This window comes from Amycolatopsis sp. Poz14 (genome assembly GCF_006704225.1).
In the GTDB taxonomy this organism is placed as follows: Bacteria; Actinomycetota; Actinomycetes; order Mycobacteriales; family Pseudonocardiaceae; genus Amycolatopsis; species Amycolatopsis nivea.
This window is the reverse complement of record NZ_JACLHD010000001.1, coordinates 686,088-701,089: the sequence shown is the minus strand read 5'-3', so window position 1 is coordinate 701,089 and position 15,002 is coordinate 686,088. Positions and strand designations below refer to the sequence as shown.

At 69.5% G+C, this 15,002-nt stretch carries 12 protein-coding genes; 9 read left to right on the top strand and 3 right to left on the bottom strand.

Annotated elements, in window-relative coordinates; genetic code table 11:
- Nucleotides 1-4 precede the first annotated feature (4 nt).
- From FKO37_RS03550 to FKO37_RS03535, 4 genes are all read left to right on the top strand, one after another.
- Nucleotides 5-631, top strand: coding sequence for a TetR/AcrR family transcriptional regulator (locus FKO37_RS03550; RefSeq protein WP_238603718.1), 627 nt, complete (start codon nucleotides 5-7; stop codon nucleotides 629-631).
- A gap of 115 nt (nucleotides 632-746) precedes the next feature.
- Nucleotides 747-1,940 carry a cytochrome P450 gene (locus FKO37_RS03545; RefSeq protein ID WP_238603717.1) on the top strand — a complete coding sequence of 398 codons (1,194 nt, stop codon included), beginning with the start codon at nucleotides 747-749 and terminating at the stop codon, nucleotides 1,938-1,940.
- A gap of 12 nt (nucleotides 1,941-1,952) precedes the next feature.
- Nucleotides 1,953-2,276, top strand: a complete 324-nt coding sequence (locus tag FKO37_RS03540) for a 2Fe-2S iron-sulfur cluster-binding protein (RefSeq protein ID WP_037809101.1) — start codon at nucleotides 1,953-1,955, stop codon at nucleotides 2,274-2,276.
- Entirely contained in the window at nucleotides 2,270-3,499 is a 1,230-nt protein-coding gene (locus FKO37_RS03535; protein ID WP_238603716.1) for an FAD-dependent oxidoreductase, read from the top strand. Before FKO37_RS03540 ends, FKO37_RS03535 begins: the two co-directional genes overlap by 7 nt.
- A 41-nt stretch (nucleotides 3,500-3,540) precedes the next feature.
- Here FKO37_RS03535 and leuS read toward each other — a convergent pair whose 3' ends face one another.
- A complete protein-coding gene (gene leuS, locus FKO37_RS03530; RefSeq protein WP_238603715.1) occupies nucleotides 3,541-6,429 on the bottom strand; it encodes a leucine--tRNA ligase in 2,889 nt (962 codons plus the stop codon).
- A gap of 159 nt (nucleotides 6,430-6,588) precedes the next feature.
- On the bottom strand, nucleotides 6,589-7,758 hold the full coding sequence (locus tag FKO37_RS03525; protein WP_238603714.1) for an esterase-like activity of phytase family protein: 1,170 nt from the start codon (nucleotides 7,756-7,758) through the stop codon (nucleotides 6,589-6,591).
- A 65-nt stretch (nucleotides 7,759-7,823) separates the two neighbouring features.
- Between FKO37_RS03525 and FKO37_RS03520 the strand changes: the two genes are divergently transcribed.
- Nucleotides 7,824-8,243 (top strand): SdpI family protein, encoded by a 420-nt coding sequence (locus tag FKO37_RS03520; protein ID WP_037809107.1) that lies wholly within the window; start codon nucleotides 7,824-7,826, stop codon nucleotides 8,241-8,243.
- Here the strand turns inward: FKO37_RS03520 and FKO37_RS03515 are convergent.
- Nucleotides 8,240-8,821 (bottom strand): YqgE/AlgH family protein, encoded by a 582-nt coding sequence (locus tag FKO37_RS03515; protein WP_037809108.1) that lies wholly within the window; start codon nucleotides 8,819-8,821, stop codon nucleotides 8,240-8,242. The two genes, FKO37_RS03520 and FKO37_RS03515, sit on opposite strands and share 4 nt — an antisense overlap.
- 774 nt (nucleotides 8,822-9,595) lie before the next feature.
- Between FKO37_RS03515 and FKO37_RS03510 the strand changes: the two genes are divergently transcribed.
- The 4 genes from FKO37_RS03510 (at nucleotide 9,596) to FKO37_RS03495 (ending at nucleotide 14,897) form a co-directional block, all read left to right on the top strand.
- On the top strand, nucleotides 9,596-10,894 hold the full coding sequence (locus FKO37_RS03510; RefSeq protein WP_238603713.1) for an MFS transporter: 1,299 nt from the start codon (nucleotides 9,596-9,598) through the stop codon (nucleotides 10,892-10,894).
- 80 nt (nucleotides 10,895-10,974) lie between these two features.
- On the top strand, nucleotides 10,975-11,277 hold the full coding sequence (locus FKO37_RS03505) for a hypothetical protein (protein WP_037809111.1): 303 nt from the start codon (nucleotides 10,975-10,977) through the stop codon (nucleotides 11,275-11,277).
- A gap of 20 nt (nucleotides 11,278-11,297) precedes the next feature.
- Complete coding sequence (locus FKO37_RS03500) at nucleotides 11,298-12,668, top strand: TNT domain-containing protein (protein ID WP_167756368.1); 1,371 nt, start codon at nucleotides 11,298-11,300, stop codon at nucleotides 12,666-12,668.
- On the top strand, nucleotides 12,669-14,897 hold the full coding sequence (locus FKO37_RS03495) for an ADP-ribosylglycohydrolase family protein (protein WP_037809113.1): 2,229 nt from the start codon (nucleotides 12,669-12,671) through the stop codon (nucleotides 14,895-14,897).
- The last annotated feature ends 105 nt before the right edge of the window (nucleotides 14,898-15,002 follow it).

Here is a 15,002-nt window from a genome sequence, read left to right as displayed (position 1 = left end):
GCGAATGGCGGCAGAGGTGGCGAAGCGGGCCGAAGAACGCCGCGCGGGAGGCGGCGCCGGTTCGCGCGGCCGCCCGAGGGACCCGGCGATCGAAGCCGCGATCCTCGACGCGACGATCCGGCTGCTCGCTTCGGCCGGGGTCGAGGGCACTTCGGTGGACAAGGTCGCTTCGGACGCGGGCACTTCCAAGGTGACGGTCTACACGCGGTTCCGCAGCAAATCCGAACTCATCGGCGCCGCACTCGCCCGTCTGCAGATCGGCGACCTGCCCGCCCCGACCGGCGACCCGGAGAACGACCTGGTCGCCCTCCTCGCCGCGATGCGCAGGCAGTATGCCGAGGTCGGCGGGATGAGCATCATCGGGACCTGCCTGACCGCGGAGGCCCAGTCGGGCGAGTTCCTCGACATCGTCCGCGCCAGCACCCTGCACCCGCGCCGTGCCGCTTTCGCCGGGATCGTGCGGCACGCGATCGAGACCGGGGAATTCCGGCCCGGCACCGACGTCGAACGCACCGTCTCGCTGATCATCGGCGCGTTCTACGCCGACTATCTCGCCGGCGTCGAGATGGGCGAAGACTGGGACCGTTCGGTGGTCAAGGCCGTCCTCGACGGCGCGCGCTCCAGCAGCTGAACCCACGAGTGTCTTGACACCGGGCGTCGTCCGGGGCAAAACTATTTACCAGTCCGTTCAGTAAATAAAATGACGGACCGCGGCAACGAAGCCCGAACTCCCGATGGAGCGTCACATGACCGAACCGTCGAACCCCCGCCACTCGGCCGACTACGACCACCTCGACCGGTCGCTCACCCGAGACCAGGTGTGGGACGCCTACACCGAAATGCGCGAGCGGTGCCCCGTGGCGCACAACTCGCGGCACGGCGGCCACCTGCACGTCCTTCGCTACGAAGAGGTCCGTGCCACCGCGAACCGCGCCGCGGATTTCAGCTCCGCCGACGGCGCGTTCATCCCGCCGAGCGGGCTGCCCCGGCTCGCCCCGATCGACTACGACGGCGACGAGCACCTGGCCTGGCGCGCCGCGATGCAGGCCCCGCTCACCCCGGCCGCCATCCGTGCCCTCGCCCCGGACCTGGCCGAGGTCGTCGACCGGCACATCGATGCCTTCGCCGGCACCGGAACCGCCGAGTTGTTCTCCGCGCTCGCCGAGCCGATCCCGGCCCACGTCGTCGGCCGGGTCGCCGGTCTTTCCCCCGCCGACTGCGGGGTGCTGCGCGAGGTGGCCATCGCGGCGTTCCAGTCCATCGGCACCCCGTCCTTCGACCAGCGCAAATCCGCGTTCGACGCGTTCATCCGCGGCCATCTCGACCAGCGGCGGCGGGAACCCCGCGACGACTACCTGTCGCAGCTCGCGTCGGGGAAGCTCGGCGACCGCGAACTCGGCGACGACGACATCATCGGCGTCCTGATGACCTTGCTGCTCGGCGGCCACCATTCCACCGCCGCGGCGATGGCGGGCCTGCTGCACCACGTGCTGACCGAACCCGGCCTGCGCGAGGTCGTGGCGGAAGGCGGCGCGAAACTGTCCGCGCTCGTGGAGGAGAGCTTGCGGCTCACCACTCCGCTGCACATCTTCGCCAGGACAGCGACGAACGACACCGCCATCGGCGACACCCCGGTCGCGAAGGGGACGCGGCTGTTTCTCAACTACGCCAGCGCGAACCACGATCCGAGGCGGTTCCCGGATCCCGAGGCTTTCCGGCTCGACCGCAAGCCGAACCCGCATGTCGCGTTCGGTTTCGGCGCGCACCTCTGCCTCGGCCGCCACCTCGCGCGGGCCGAGCTGAAAGAAGTCGTGACCCGGTTGTTCGCGCGGCTGCCGGACATCCGGCTCTCCGGCGACATCGCGTATTCGACGCTCCAGGGCGGAAAACTCCTGGAGATCGAGCATCTGCCGGTCGTCTTCACCCCCGAATCAGCCTGAACGGAGCATGCCGTGCCTACTGTGATTTTCGTGCGTCCCGGCGGGGATCGCCGCCCGATCGAGGTCGGCGAGGGAGTGTCGGTGATGGAAGCGGCCGTGGACAACGGCATCGACGAGATCCTCGCCGAGTGCGGCGGAAACGCCACCTGCGCCACGTGTCACGTTTTCGTCTGTGCCAACGACTTAGACCGGATGCCCGCGGTTTCCGAACTCGAGAACGAGATGCTCGACGGCACCGCGGAACCACGCCGCGCGACGAGCAGGCTGGCCTGTCAGCTCGTCGCGGACCCAGCCCTCGACGGACTCACCGTCTACCTTCCGGAGACCCAGTGCTGACCCGCGGCGGGACGGTCGTCATCGGTGCCGGACACGCCGGATTCGCCGCCGCGACCGCGTTGCGCGACACCGGCGTCGACGGTCCGGTCACCCTGCTTGACGTCCACTGTGGACTGCCGTATCAGCGTCCCCCGCTGTCCAAGGCCTATCTGCTGGGCAAGGCCGACCGCGCCCGCGTCGCGTTCCGCCCGGCCGCCTACTACGAGCGGCGGGAGATCACGCTGCGGACCGGCCAGCCCGCAGTGGCGATCGACCGATCGGCCCGGACCGCCCGGCTGCGTTCGGGCGAAACGGTCGGCTACGACACGCTCGTTCTCGCGACCGGCGCCCGGCCCCGCCCGCTTCCGGTGCCTGGCCATGATCTGGACGGCGTCCTTGTGCTGCGGACCCTGCCGGACGCCGACGCGTTACGGGCACGGATGGAGACCGCGCGCCGCCCGGTCGTCATCGGCGGCGGCTTCATCGGTCTGGAATTCGCCGCGGTCGCGGCGGCCGGCGGCACTCCGGTGACGATTGTCGAAGCAGCGCAGCGGATTCTGTCGCGGTCGGTCTCCGCGCACACGGCGGCGCAACTGGAGAAAGCGCACCACGGCTGGGGAAACACCGTCCGCACCGGTACCGGAGTACAGCGAATCATCGGCGGTCCCGACGGTCAGGCCATCGGGGTCCGGCTCGCCGACGGCACGGAAATCACCGCGGACCTCGTCGTGGTCGGCGTCGGCGCCGTTCCGGAGACAGCACTCGCCGAGTCCGCCGGGCTCGCCGTGGACGACGGCATCATCACCGACCGATACCTGCGTACCTCCGACCCCAGCGTCTTCGCCATCGGGGACTGCGCCCGGATCGCGGAGCGGAACGGCTCGCGCACGCGTCGCCGGGAGTCGGTGCAGAACGCCACGGACCAAGCTCGAACGGTGGCGCGCACGATAGGCGGAGCCCCGGCCGCCTACACGGCGTCGCCGTGGTTCTGGAGTGACCAGCACCAGCTCAAGCTGCAGATCGCCGGAGACCTCACCGGCTACGACGAGGCGGTCGCCGCGCCCGGAGAAGGTGCGTTTTCGACCTACTGCTTCCGACGCGGCCAGCTCGTCGCGGTCGAATCCGTCAACCGGCCGACAGACCACGTCGCGGCCCGCAAACTCCTCGAGCGCACCGACGTCTCGCTCTCGCAGCGGGCGATCGGGCCGGGATTCGCGCTCGCCGATTTCCTGAAGTTCCGCTGACGCCCGGCCCGGGACGAGGTCCCGAGCCGGGCGTCAGCGGTTCACAGCACGATGTTGACCAGCCGGCCCGGCACCACGATCACCTTGCGCGGCGTCTTGTCGCCGACCAGCGCGGCGATCTTCTCGTCCGCCAGCGCGGTCGCCTGCACCGCGTCGTTCTTCGCGTCCGCGGCCACGGTGATCCGCGAGCGGACCTTGCCGTTGACCTGGATCGGGTACTCGACCGAGTCCTCGACCAGGTACTTCTCGTCCACGACCGGGAACGGCCCGTGCACCAGCGAATCGGCGTGGCCCATCCGGTGCCACAGCTCCTCGGCCACGTGCGGGGCCAGCGGAGCCAGCAGCAGCACCAGCGGTTCGGCCAGTTCGCGCGGGGTCGCCGCGGCCGAGCCGTACGCCTTGGTCAGGTGGTTGTTCAGCTCGATCAGCTTCGCGCCCGCGGTGTTGAACCGCATCTCCGCGTAGTCCTCGCGGACCCCGGCGATGGTGCGGTGCAACAGTTTCCGGTCCGCCTCGGTCGCCTCGTCCGCGGAAACCCGCAGCTCGCCGGTCTGCTCGTCGACCACCAGCCGCCACAGCCGCTGCAGGAACCGGTGCGCGCCGACGACGTCCTTGGTCGCCCACGGCCGCGACATGTCCAGCGGGCCCATCGACATCTCGTACAGCCGGAAGGTGTCCGCGCCGTAGGTGTCCGACATTTCGTCCGGCGTCACGGCGTTCTTCAGGCTCTTGCCCATCTTGCCGTATTCCTGCTTGACCTCTTCGTCGCCGAAGAAGAACTTGCCGTCGCGCTCGACGACGTCCTCAGCAGGCACGTACACGCCGCGCTTGTCGGTGTAGGCGAACGCCTCGATGTAGCCCTGGTTGAACAGGCGGCGGTACGGCTCCTTCGAGGACACGTGGCCCAGGTCGTACAGCACCTTGTGCCAGAAGCGGGAGTACAGCAGGTGCAGCACCGCGTGCTCGACGCCGCCGACGTACAGATCGACGCCGCCCGGGTCGTCCACGCCGTGCTCGGCCGGGCGCGGGCCCAGCCAGTACGCCTCGTTCTCCGGCGCGCAGAACACGTCCTGGCTCGCCGGGTCGACGTAACGCAGCTGGTACCAGCAGGAACCGGCCCACTGCGGCATGACGTTCGTGTCGCGGCGGTACTTCTTCGGCCCGTCGCCCAGATCCAGGGTGACCTCGACCCAGTCCTTCGCACGCGACAGCGGCGGCGACGGCTCGGAGTCGGCGTCGTCCGGGTCGAAGGTCTTCGGCGAGTAGTCGTCGACCTCCGGCAGCACGACCGGCAGCTGGTCCTCGGGCAGCGCGATCGGCAGGTTGTTCTCGTCGTAGACGATCGGGAACGGCTCGCCCCAGTAACGCTGGCGGGCGAACAGCCAGTCACGCAGCTTGTACTGCACGGTGCCCTCGCCCGCGCCGCGGTCCTCCAGCCAGGCGATGATCGTCTTCTTGGCGTCGGCGACGCCCATGCCGTTCAGGTCGACGGTTTCGTTGGCGGAGTTGATCGCCGGCCCGTCGCCGGTGAACGCCTCGCCCTCGAAGCCCTCGCCGGGGTCGACCGTGCGGACGATCTCCAGCTCGAACTTCTTCGCGAAGTCGTAGTCGCGCTGGTCCTGTGCCGGCACCGCCATGATCGCGCCGGTGCCGTAGCCCATCAGCACGTAGTCGCCGACGAAGACCGGGATTTCCTTGTCGTTGACCGGGTTCACCGCGTAGGTGCCGGTGAAGACGCCGGTCTTCTCCTTGTTCTCCTGGCGGTCCAGATCGGACTTGCGGGAGGCGGCGGCCCGGTACGCGGCGACGGCCTCGGCGGGCGTCTTCGCGCCGCCGGTCCAGCTTTCCGGGTGCTCGCCCGGCCACTGCGCCGCGGTCAGCTTCTCGACCAGCGGGTGCTCCGGCGCGATCACCATGTAGGTGGCGCCGAACAGGGTGTCCGGACGGGTGGTGAAGACCTCGATCTTCTCGCCGCCCGCGGCGAACGAGACCCGCGCGCCCTGCGACCGGCCGACCCAGTTGCGCTGCATGGACTTGACCTTCTCCGGCCAGTCCAGCAGCTCCAGGTCGTCGACCAGGCGGTCGGCGTACGCGGTGATCCGCATCATCCACTGGCGCAGGCTCTTGCGGAACACCGGGAAGTTGCCGCGGTCGCTGCGGCCGTCCGCGGTCACCTCCTCGTTCGCGACGACGGTGCCCAGGCCGGGGGCCCAGTTCACCGGAGCCTCGGAGATGTAGACCAGCCGGTGGTCGTCGATGATCTTGCGCTGCTCGACGGTGCTCAGCTCGGCCCACGGACGGCTGTCCGGCGTCGTGCGCTCACCCGCCGCGTACGCCTTCTCCAGCTCCTCGATCGGCCGCGCCTTGCGGGCGTCCTCGTCGTAGTAGGAGTTGAAGATCTGCAGGAAGATCCACTGGGTCCACTTGTAGTAGTCCGGGTCGATCGTCTCGATCGAGCGGCGCTCGTCGTGGCCCAGCCCCAGCCGCTTCAGCTGGCGGCGCATCGTGGCGATGTTCTGCTCGGTCGTGGTGCGCGGATGCGTGCCGGTCTGCACCGCGTACTGCTCGGCGGGCAGGCCGAACGCGTCGTAGCCCAGCGTGTGCAGCACGTTCCGGCCGATCATCCGGTGGTACCGCGCGTAGACGTCGGTGCCGATGTAGCCCAGCGGGTGCCCGACGTGCAGGCCGGAACCGGACGGGTACGGGAACATGTCCTGCACGAACAGCTTGTCCGAGGGCACCGGCTCGCCCGCTTCCGCGAGCGGGCCGACCGGGTTCGGCGCGTGGTAGGTGCCGTGGTCGGACCAGTGGTCCTGCCAGCGCTGCTCGATCTGCCCGGCCAGCTCCGCGGTGTAGCGGAACGGCGGGGCGTGCTCAGCGTCCGCGGCACTCTTCGCCGCGGCCCCGGTGGCCTCGTCAGACCCTGTCATCGCCGTCTTCCTCCGTGTCGAGCCACTCCCAGAAACAACTCGACCCCCCAAGCCAGAAGGCATGAGGGGTCGCCGCGCCGAGCCGGTCATCGGACCAGGTCAGCGCGGCAGGCCAAGGAGCAGCCGAGCCGTGTTCATGCACTCATCGTAACGCGCTGGTCAAAGCCGTTCCGACGGGACCGCCAAAGCGACGACCTGGGTGACTTGCGACGCGGAGAAGTTGTTGTCGCTCACGAGCACGAGGGTGCGTTCCCCGGACGGCAGCGCCGGGCCCCAGGCCATCCCCTCGATGTTGTCCACAGTGGAGAGCGGCAGGTCGGAGAGGTCGGCGAGCAGCTTCTTCTTGACCGGCTTGACGTGCTTCGCGGCGGTGAGGGACGGGGTGTGGAGAACGTTCGTCGCGCCAGTGGTGTCGATCTCGAAGATGCGCACCTTGTTGCCGACGCCGGTGACGAAGGACCGTTCCATCATCAGGAACTTCGTCGGGTCGGCCTGGTTCACCGCGAGCATCGAGGAAACTCCGGTATCGGCGAACCCGGTGGCGGGCTTGGGCTCGGCGAAAAGCTTCTCCTGCGGGTACGCGTACTGCGCGAGCACGGGCCCGAAGCGGCTCTGCAGGGTGATCCGCGACAACGCACCCGACGTCGGCGTGGGCGGCGGCCCGTCCTGCAGCAGCGGGGCCTCGACCTCGCTGGCCAGCAGCGTGCCGAACCCGGTGTAGGCGAGCCCTTCGAGAACGTAATTGCGGCGCGGACCGGCATCCGGCGTCATCCGCTCGTTGGCGGGCAACGGCAGGTCGCGGACGTAGTGCCCGTCGCGGGTGGCTTCGCGGATCGAGGGCTGGATCAGGTGCTGGTCGGCGAGCCGATCGCCTTCCTGCGACCAGACGTAGTGCCCGGTCCACGGGTCGACGCGCAGTTCTTCGGGGTCGATCGTCTGCTCGTTCTGGGGAGCGGCCGGGTCGTTCTTCGCGAGCGGCGGATACGGCGTGCCGTCCGGGCGCAGCAGCGGATGCGTGCCGGTGAAGGTGACCGGACCCACACCGTTGGCGCCGACGTCGAACTTCGCGGTGTAGAAACGGGCCGGGTTGATCGCGGACCGGTCATCGCTGATGAAGGCGTAACCGCCGGTGCGCGGATCGAAGTCGACGGACGACAATCCGCCGACCGTGGTGCCCTGGAACTGCAGGTTGTGCGGCACACGCTGCTCGCCGAGCAGCCGGACGGGCCGCTGCGCGGCAGCAGCGGCGGTCCCGGTTCCGGAGACGAGCAGGGACAGGGTGACGATCCCGGCGGCAGCCAGCAGCCGGTGTCGCGTGGACGAAGACATGGCCCGTAGCACAGCCGACGAGGGTATCCGGGACATGGCCGCGAGGTCACGCTTATCCTCAGAGGGTGTTCGCTATCGCGCTCGTTCCGATCGTCCTTGGTGTCGTCGTCGGCTGGGGTGGCTTCCTCGGCGTGCGCGGACGGCTGAGCAGGGCGAGCGGGGCCGGAGTCCGGACCGAAGCCTCGATGCGCAGCGAAGAGGCGTTCAAGCTCGCCAACCGGGTGGCCGGCATCCCGACCCTGGCCGGAGGCGCGGCCGCGGTCGTCTGCGGACTCGCCGGTCTCGCGATCCCCGCCACCGCGGGCCTGGTCGCCGCCGCGATCGTCGGACTGCTCGGCCTGCTGGTGATGGTCGTCGCCGGAGCCCGGATGGGCGCGCGAGCGGCCCTGACCGTGCCCGCCCCGTCGCCGGCCCCGGCCGGCTGCAGCGGCTGCGCGTGCGGCGCCGGCGGCTGCGGAGTCCTGCAGAAGTCCAGCGAGGCCTAGTTCCGCTGCAAATCGCCAGGATGGGTGGCCAGCAACGCGAGCGGCACCCCCTGGCGGCGCAGCACCTGACCCCACAGGTCACGGCTGGGCGGAGCGAGAATGTCGCTCGGCAACGCGGGGACGATCACCCAGTCCTCGCGTTCGATCTCGCCCGCGAGCTGCCCTGAATCCCACCCGGCATAGCCCGCGAACACGCGCACGCCCCGCACCTTCGGCACGAGCACCTCGGGATCGCTGTCCAGATCGACCAGCGCGACCGGCCCGCGCACGGCAACCACGCCCGGAACGCTGGAAGCGGTCTCCCCAGTCCGCAACGCGGCGAGACAAAGCGCGGTCTTCTTGTCGACCGGCCCGCCGACGAACACCGACTGCGGCTCCGCGACATGCGCGCCCCACCCCGGCAGGACGTCATTCACCGGAACATCGGACGGCCGGTTCAAGACCACCCCGAGCGTGCCCTCCGCCCGATGATCGATCACGAACACCACTGTCCGCTTGAAGTTCGGGTCGAACATCGTGGGTGCGGCGACCAGGAGCGTTCCCGGTTCAACCTCGGCGTCCGCTGGCACGCCACCCATGATCCCATCACCCGCCGAGGGAAATCCTCCCGGCACGGGAACACCAGCACCACCCGCCCCGTTGAGAACAATGAGCCGGCGCACTCGTGTCCCCCGGGCTCACTGAAGAACCGCCTTTGTGGAATACCGGTCCGGCCGGAGCCACACTGCGCCAAGCCGCCGAGAGGCGAAACGAGTGCGCCGGTGTTCTCGAGTCCTGTTCGGTGCTTCGCACCTTCCCCTTCCACCGGCGCCGTGTACCCGGGGGGCCGAGCCCCCCGGACCCCCGCGGTGCCTTCGGTGCGGTTTTCGGGGTGGGCGGGGGCGGAGCCCCCTTTGTTTTGGCAACCGGTGCTGGTGGGGTTTGTTGCTTCCGGGGCGTTGTTGGCTGGGCGGGACCGTTCACTGTCCGCGAGCTGGCTCGGGTGCGGCGGCTTTCCCGGTGGTGAGATGCCGTGGCTCGGTCCGTGGCTCCGCCTCGACTTGGACGGATGTGGGTGGGCTTTGTTGCCTCGGGCCGCTGCAGGCTTGCCGGGTCAACTTGCCGCCTCGCGATCTGGCTCGGCGGGCGTGGGTGGGCCTTTGTTGCCTCGGGGTGGCGTTAGCTCGCCGTTCAGCGGCTTGGGCCGAGCGGGTTGGGTTGGGCGTTGCTGCTTCGGGGGCGCTGCCGGTTGGGCTCGTTCGTTCGCCAGGGGCGACGCGGCGCGATCTGCCCACAGCCAGCCCGGCGTGCTTGGCTGCCGATTTGTCGTTTTTTGGGGTTCTTGGGTTGTCGGGGGTGGTCAGTAGGGTTGTGTGGTGCGGGTGGGGGAGTGGGTCGTTCGGGAGCCGTTGTTTCGGCGGTTGTTGTTTACGCGGTTCGCGGCTCAGTGGGGGGACGGGGTCTTTCGGGCTGGGCTGGCTGGGGCCGTCCTGTTCAATCCGGAGCGGGCGGCTGATCCGTTGGCCATTGCGGAGGGGTTCGCTGCTCTGCTGCTGCCGTATTCGCTGGTGGGGCCGTTTGCTGGGGCGTTGCTCGATCGGTGGGACCGGCGGCGGGTGCTGGTGTTCGCCAATCTGGTGCGGGCCGTGGCGATCTTGGCGTCCGTTGTTGCGGTGGGGGCTGGGGTCGGCGGGATCGGGTTGTTTTCGCTCGCGTTGCTTGCGGAGGGGATCAGCCGGTTTATCGGGTCTGGGTTGTCTGCTGCGTTGCCGCATGTAGTGGAGCCGTCGGCGGTGGTTTCGGCTAATGCGGTCGCGGCGACGCTCGGGTCGGCGATCGCGGTCGTCGGTGGCGGGTGTGCGATCGGGTTGCGGACGGTGTTCGGGGCCGGGGATGTCGGGTCGGCGGAGACCACTGCGTTTGCTGCGGTCGGGGCGTTGGTGTCCGCCGTGCTCGCGCATCGGTTCGCGAAGGGTGTGCTCGGGCCGACTGTGGTTGACGAGCCGACTAATCCGGTGGTGGCGGTCGCGCGCGGGCTGGCTGATGGGGCTCGACATGCGTGGCGGGCGCCTCGGGTTACGGCTGGGTTTGTCGCGTTGTTCGCGCATCGCGCGGCGTATGGGATTTCGTTGCTGCTCAGCGTGTTGCTGATGCGCAATTACTTCGCTGACGACGGGATCTTTCGCTCGGGACTGCCCGGGCTCGGCCAGATGGTCGCTTGCGCGGGGGCGGGAATTCTCGTCGCGGGGCTGGTGACGGCGCGGCTGATTCGGTCGCTCGGGCGGACGTGGGCGGTGCTCGGGTCACTGCTCGTTTCGGCGGTCGCGCAGGCCGCGTTCGGGTTGCCGATGTTGTTGCCGTTGGCGTTGATCGCGTCGTTCCTGATCATGGGGACCGGGCAGGTCGTGAAGCTGTCCGTCGACTCGTCGGTGCAGCTGGATGTCGCGGACGAGGCTCGCGGGCGGGTCTTCGCGCTGTACGACACGCTGTTCAACATCACCCAGGTGGTGGCGGTTTCGCTCGCGGCGCTCTTCGTCAAGGACAACGGGTACTCGCCCGAGCTCATGGTGGTCGCGACCGCGCTCTATCTGCTGGGCGGGGTCGGATACCTGCTGGCCCGTCGGCGGCGCGGCGATTCGCTGCCGCAAACCGTTGAACCCAAACGGGGGTAGTAACTCACCGTTGGGCATTAGGGTGACTTGTGACCCGGTCGAGTTAATCTCGGCACGCGCAACCGACACGGGGGGCCACCGTGAGCACCATCGGCGACGACCGTGCCCGTCTCGACGCCGCGCCGGCTGTCCTGACCTCGCCCGACGGGCTCGTCCGCGCGACCGCGGGACCGGCCGGCACGCTCGGCAGGCTTGAGTTCGCCCCGGACGCCTTCGAGCGGACGACTCCCGCGCAGCTCGCGTCGACCGTCCAGGCTCTCGTGCAGCACCTGGCCGACGCACCCGAACCGCAGCACAGCTCCTCGATGCCCGCCCCGCGGCCGACCCCGCGTCGTGTCCGTCCGCGCGGAACCGTTCCGCAGAACCGCCGTCGCGGGTCCTGATGTCGTCCGCTCCGGACGCAATGATTCACGTGGAACCAACGGGTACCGGTCAGCAGGTGCTCGTCGAGATCGGTCGGCTGATCAAGGCGCACCGGGCCGATCCGGACGCGCTGGCCGGCATCGGATTCGCCCAGCTCGGCGACCATTACGAGGTGCAGGCCCGCAACACCGTCGCCACTACCGAGATGGTCCAGCGGCTCACCGACTTGCGCGCCGAGATGTACCAAGCGGGCCGCGGCACCTGGGTTCAGGCGCGCTACGTGCTCACCCCGGACGGCGCGTTCGACTTCGACTACTTCACCGACGACGAGCCCCCATGGACGACGCCACCCGATTCGTCCGCCTACCTCGCCGAACTCACCACCTTTCCCCGCGACGACGAGCACCTTCCCGACTGGTGGCGGCTGCACGTCGGGCTCCCGCTCGGAGTCGTCTTCCGGCATGCCACCGCCGGAACCGGCGAACCGTTGTCGCAGGAAGAGCTGCCGCTCGTGCTGCGGTACCTCGAACGCGAGGCCGCGGTCGGAGAGAGGCACCGCACTGACGGCACCTGGATTTGGCCGGTCGAGGTGGCCGAGCGCTTGAGAGAACACGGCACAGCTCCCGAGCCCGAACTGCTCCAGCACATCCGTGACCTGGGCTTTCACCCGCCGTACGTCGACCATCTGGTGCGCCGAACAGCGGAAGCCGACCTGGCCGGGAAACCCCGTCCGCGACCCACGCCGGACGACCTCCAGCGGACCGCGGGCGACGTTGCCGCGGAACGGGAAACCAACCCGGACCCGGTCCTGTCCGACGCCGAACTCCTGACCCACCTCGAACACCGGCTCGACTCGTTCGGCGTGTGGGCCGACGTCCGCTGCCTCGGCGGGCGGGAAGCCGGGAAATGGAGCCTCTACCAGGTCAAAGCCGGGTGGGCGGTCGTCGCGCCGGACGGTCGGGAGCAGGTTTTCGCCCGCCTCGAAGACGCCGCGCACCACCTGCTCGGCGCACTCCTGCTGCATCCCGCCCGCGCGACCGGCGGCCGCGAAACCCCGCTGGAAACGGCGCGGGAGGTCGCCGACTGGCCGGTCCAGCCCGTGCCGGGTGACCCTCCCCTCACGCTGCTGCGGAACAAGAGACTCACTCGGTTGGCGGAAGGTACCGTCGTTCTGCGATTCGGCGAAGAACCCGGCAACCTGGTCCACCACCAGGCGGTACGGTTCGCGACGACGTCCCTGCCACTCGAACGGGAGCGCATGACCAGCACTTTTCGCCTCCGAAGATCACTCCACGTGATCACCGGGGTGACGGTGCCCTGGGCGAACCTTCCCGGCGGCGCGGTGGCGTACGTCTTGCCCAAGCCGATCGCGGAGCACGAGTCCGACGGAAGCCTGGAGAGGATCGAGTAGGTGGAAGCGGCGGAAGCGGTGGAGAAGGTCGGGAAGTGGTTGCGCGCCGTGCACGGCCCCGAGGTCTCCGGGCCGGGCGGCCTCCGGGTCGACCACGACCGCGTGCTGCGGGTCCCCGAAGGCTGGTCGATCCCCTACAACACTGTCGCGTTCCTCGACGACGGCCGTCCGGACAAAGAGCTGTTCCCCGCCCCGTCGGTGCTCGTGCGCGAGCCGGACGGCGAACTGCGCCAGGCGCATCCGCATCCGGGCGGGCTCAGCACCCCGGTCGCTTATCCGGGACAGGAGAGCTGGCGCGAGGTCGTCGACCCGGAGTACGCGAAGGCCGGGCTGGGCGAGCTCGGCGTGCCGCTGCCCGCGGTCGCCGGCTGGGTGAAGGTCGACAACGACGGGCACCAGACCGGTGACGAACGCGAAAACCCCGAGTACAAGGCCGGTCCGATCCGCCGCGGCTACCCGAAGCCGGAAAATCCGCTGGAAACCCTCCTCGCGTTCGCGAGCGTCGGCTGGCTCTCGCGCGAGCAGCTGCTGATCGGCCTGCTGCGCTGCGAAGTCTTCGTTCCGTTCGACCTCAAAACCGGCGCGACCGACCGGTTCTACTTCTCCGAGGAACGCAACGAGCTCCGCGTCTTCAGCTCGACCCGGCATCTGCCTGCCCGCGAGCACGCCTGGTGGCGAGTCGACTTGGCGACATTGGCCGAGTTCGAACACCCGCCGAACCTGGTGATCAACGGCGGTCCGGCGACCTTCGAGGACGTCGCCGGCGCCGAGTTGACCACAATCGCGAAGCGGTTTCCCCGCCAGGAACCGCGGGTGGACGAGAACGGCCGCTGCCCGGAGATCGAAGAAGACCTGGAGAAGTTCGCCGTCGAAACGGCCGCCAGGATCGGGCTGGAGAAGCCGGTCGACATCCCGAAGGCGGCCGCGGAACGCGCACGGCGGCACGGGTTCGAGCTAACCGCCGACGAATGCCGCAAGACCGTCCTCGGCCGGTCGTGGCTGCGCCGGTTCGAACAGCCGGAGCCGAGCCGCTCGCGGCCGAACGACCTGCGCGCCAACGGTCTCGTGCCGTCCTGGGACAACGACGGCCGGATCGTCCCGAAGCTCGACACCTTCGGCAAATACCCCGAGATCAGCCTGGAGAACTTCCGTTACGGCTGGCAGCGGGTCGTCGGCGCGTGGGTCGGCTTCGCGCTGGGCGAGGCGCTCGGCTCGGCCGTCGACCGGATGCGGCTGGACGAGATCGTCTCGACCTACGGTCCGGACGGCGTCCGCGACCTGCCGCTCGCGTTCGACCAGCCGGGCCGGATCGGCTCGATGACGCAACGGCTGCTGTTCCTGACCGAGGCCGTGATCCGCAGCCCGCACCGCGAACAGCCGGAATCGCGCGACGTCGAAAAGCTGTTCCCCGGCGTGGTCCGCGGCGCGCTGGGCCGCTGGCTGCACACGCAGGGCGCGGCGATCCAGAACGCCGACGGTTTCCTCGTCAAGGTGCCTGAACTGCACGCCCGCCGCGCGATCGACGACGCCGAGCTCAACGCGTACCACGCGCTGGTCACCGGCGATCCGCAAGCCGCGCCGATGTCGGGCCCGGCCGCGCTGCTCGGCGCGCTGCCCGCGGTGCTGACCGCGGCGGGTCCGGGCACCGGGTTCAGCGGCGGCATCGGCCAGGTCGTGCGCGATCTCGCCGGCGTGACGCACCAGCCGGACGACGTGGCCGCCGCGACCTACCTGGCGTGGGTGTTCGAGAAGGCGCTCACGAAGGATTCGTTCAGCTATCCGGTGTGGAATCTGTCCCGCGAGGTCCTCGAGGAACACGACGGCCCGGAGTGGGGGCCGGTGCGCGACCTGGTGGCCGAGGCGGTGCCGTTCTTCGGCGAGCACGGCCTGCCGGACCTGCGGATGCCGGAGCTGATCGGCGATGGACACAGCACTCTGTCCGTCCTCGGCCGCTCGTTCGCCGCGCTGTCCGGCTTCGAGAACTACCCGGAACAGGCCATGCTGCGCGCGGTGAACCACTCCGGCCGCAGCGCGCTCACCGGCGCGTTGACCGGTGCGCTGCTTGGCGCTCGGGTAGGCGTTCCCGGGCTGCCCCGGAAGTGGGTCGAACAGCTTGAGCTGCATCACCTGATCGAACAGGTGGCGACCGACGCGCTGTGGCATTTCGACCGCCATTCGGCGCGGAACGCACTCGGCGACGCCTGGGTGCAGCGCTACCCACGGCACTGATCGGTCACCCGAGCAGGTATTTGTGGGCGCATATTCTCCCGTCTCCGGTGACCGATGGTCGGGTCGTGACACGGTCAGATAGGTTCGTTGCGGCTACACGGGGGA

What these genes read in the sequence shown, in the direction of transcription:
- FKO37_RS03550 (WP_238603718.1), top strand. Translation starts at nt 5, where the DNA reads ATGGCGGCAGAGGTGGCGAAGCGGGCCGAAGAACGCCGCGCGGGAGGC.
- FKO37_RS03545 (WP_238603717.1), top strand. Translation starts at nt 747, where the DNA reads ATGACCGAACCGTCGAACCCCCGCCACTCGGCCGACTACGACCACCTC.
- leuS (WP_238603715.1), bottom strand. Translation starts at nt 6,429, where the DNA reads ATGACAGGGTCTGACGAGGCCACCGGGGCCGCGGCGAAGAGTGCCGCG.
- FKO37_RS03525 (WP_238603714.1), bottom strand. Translation starts at nt 7,758, where the DNA reads ATGTCTTCGTCCACGCGACACCGGCTGCTGGCTGCCGCCGGGATCGTC.
- FKO37_RS03515 (WP_037809108.1), bottom strand. Translation starts at nt 8,821, where the DNA reads ATGGGTGGCGTGCCAGCGGACGCCGAGGTTGAACCGGGAACGCTCCTG.
- FKO37_RS03500 (WP_167756368.1), top strand. Translation starts at nt 11,298, where the DNA reads ATGATTCACGTGGAACCAACGGGTACCGGTCAGCAGGTGCTCGTCGAG.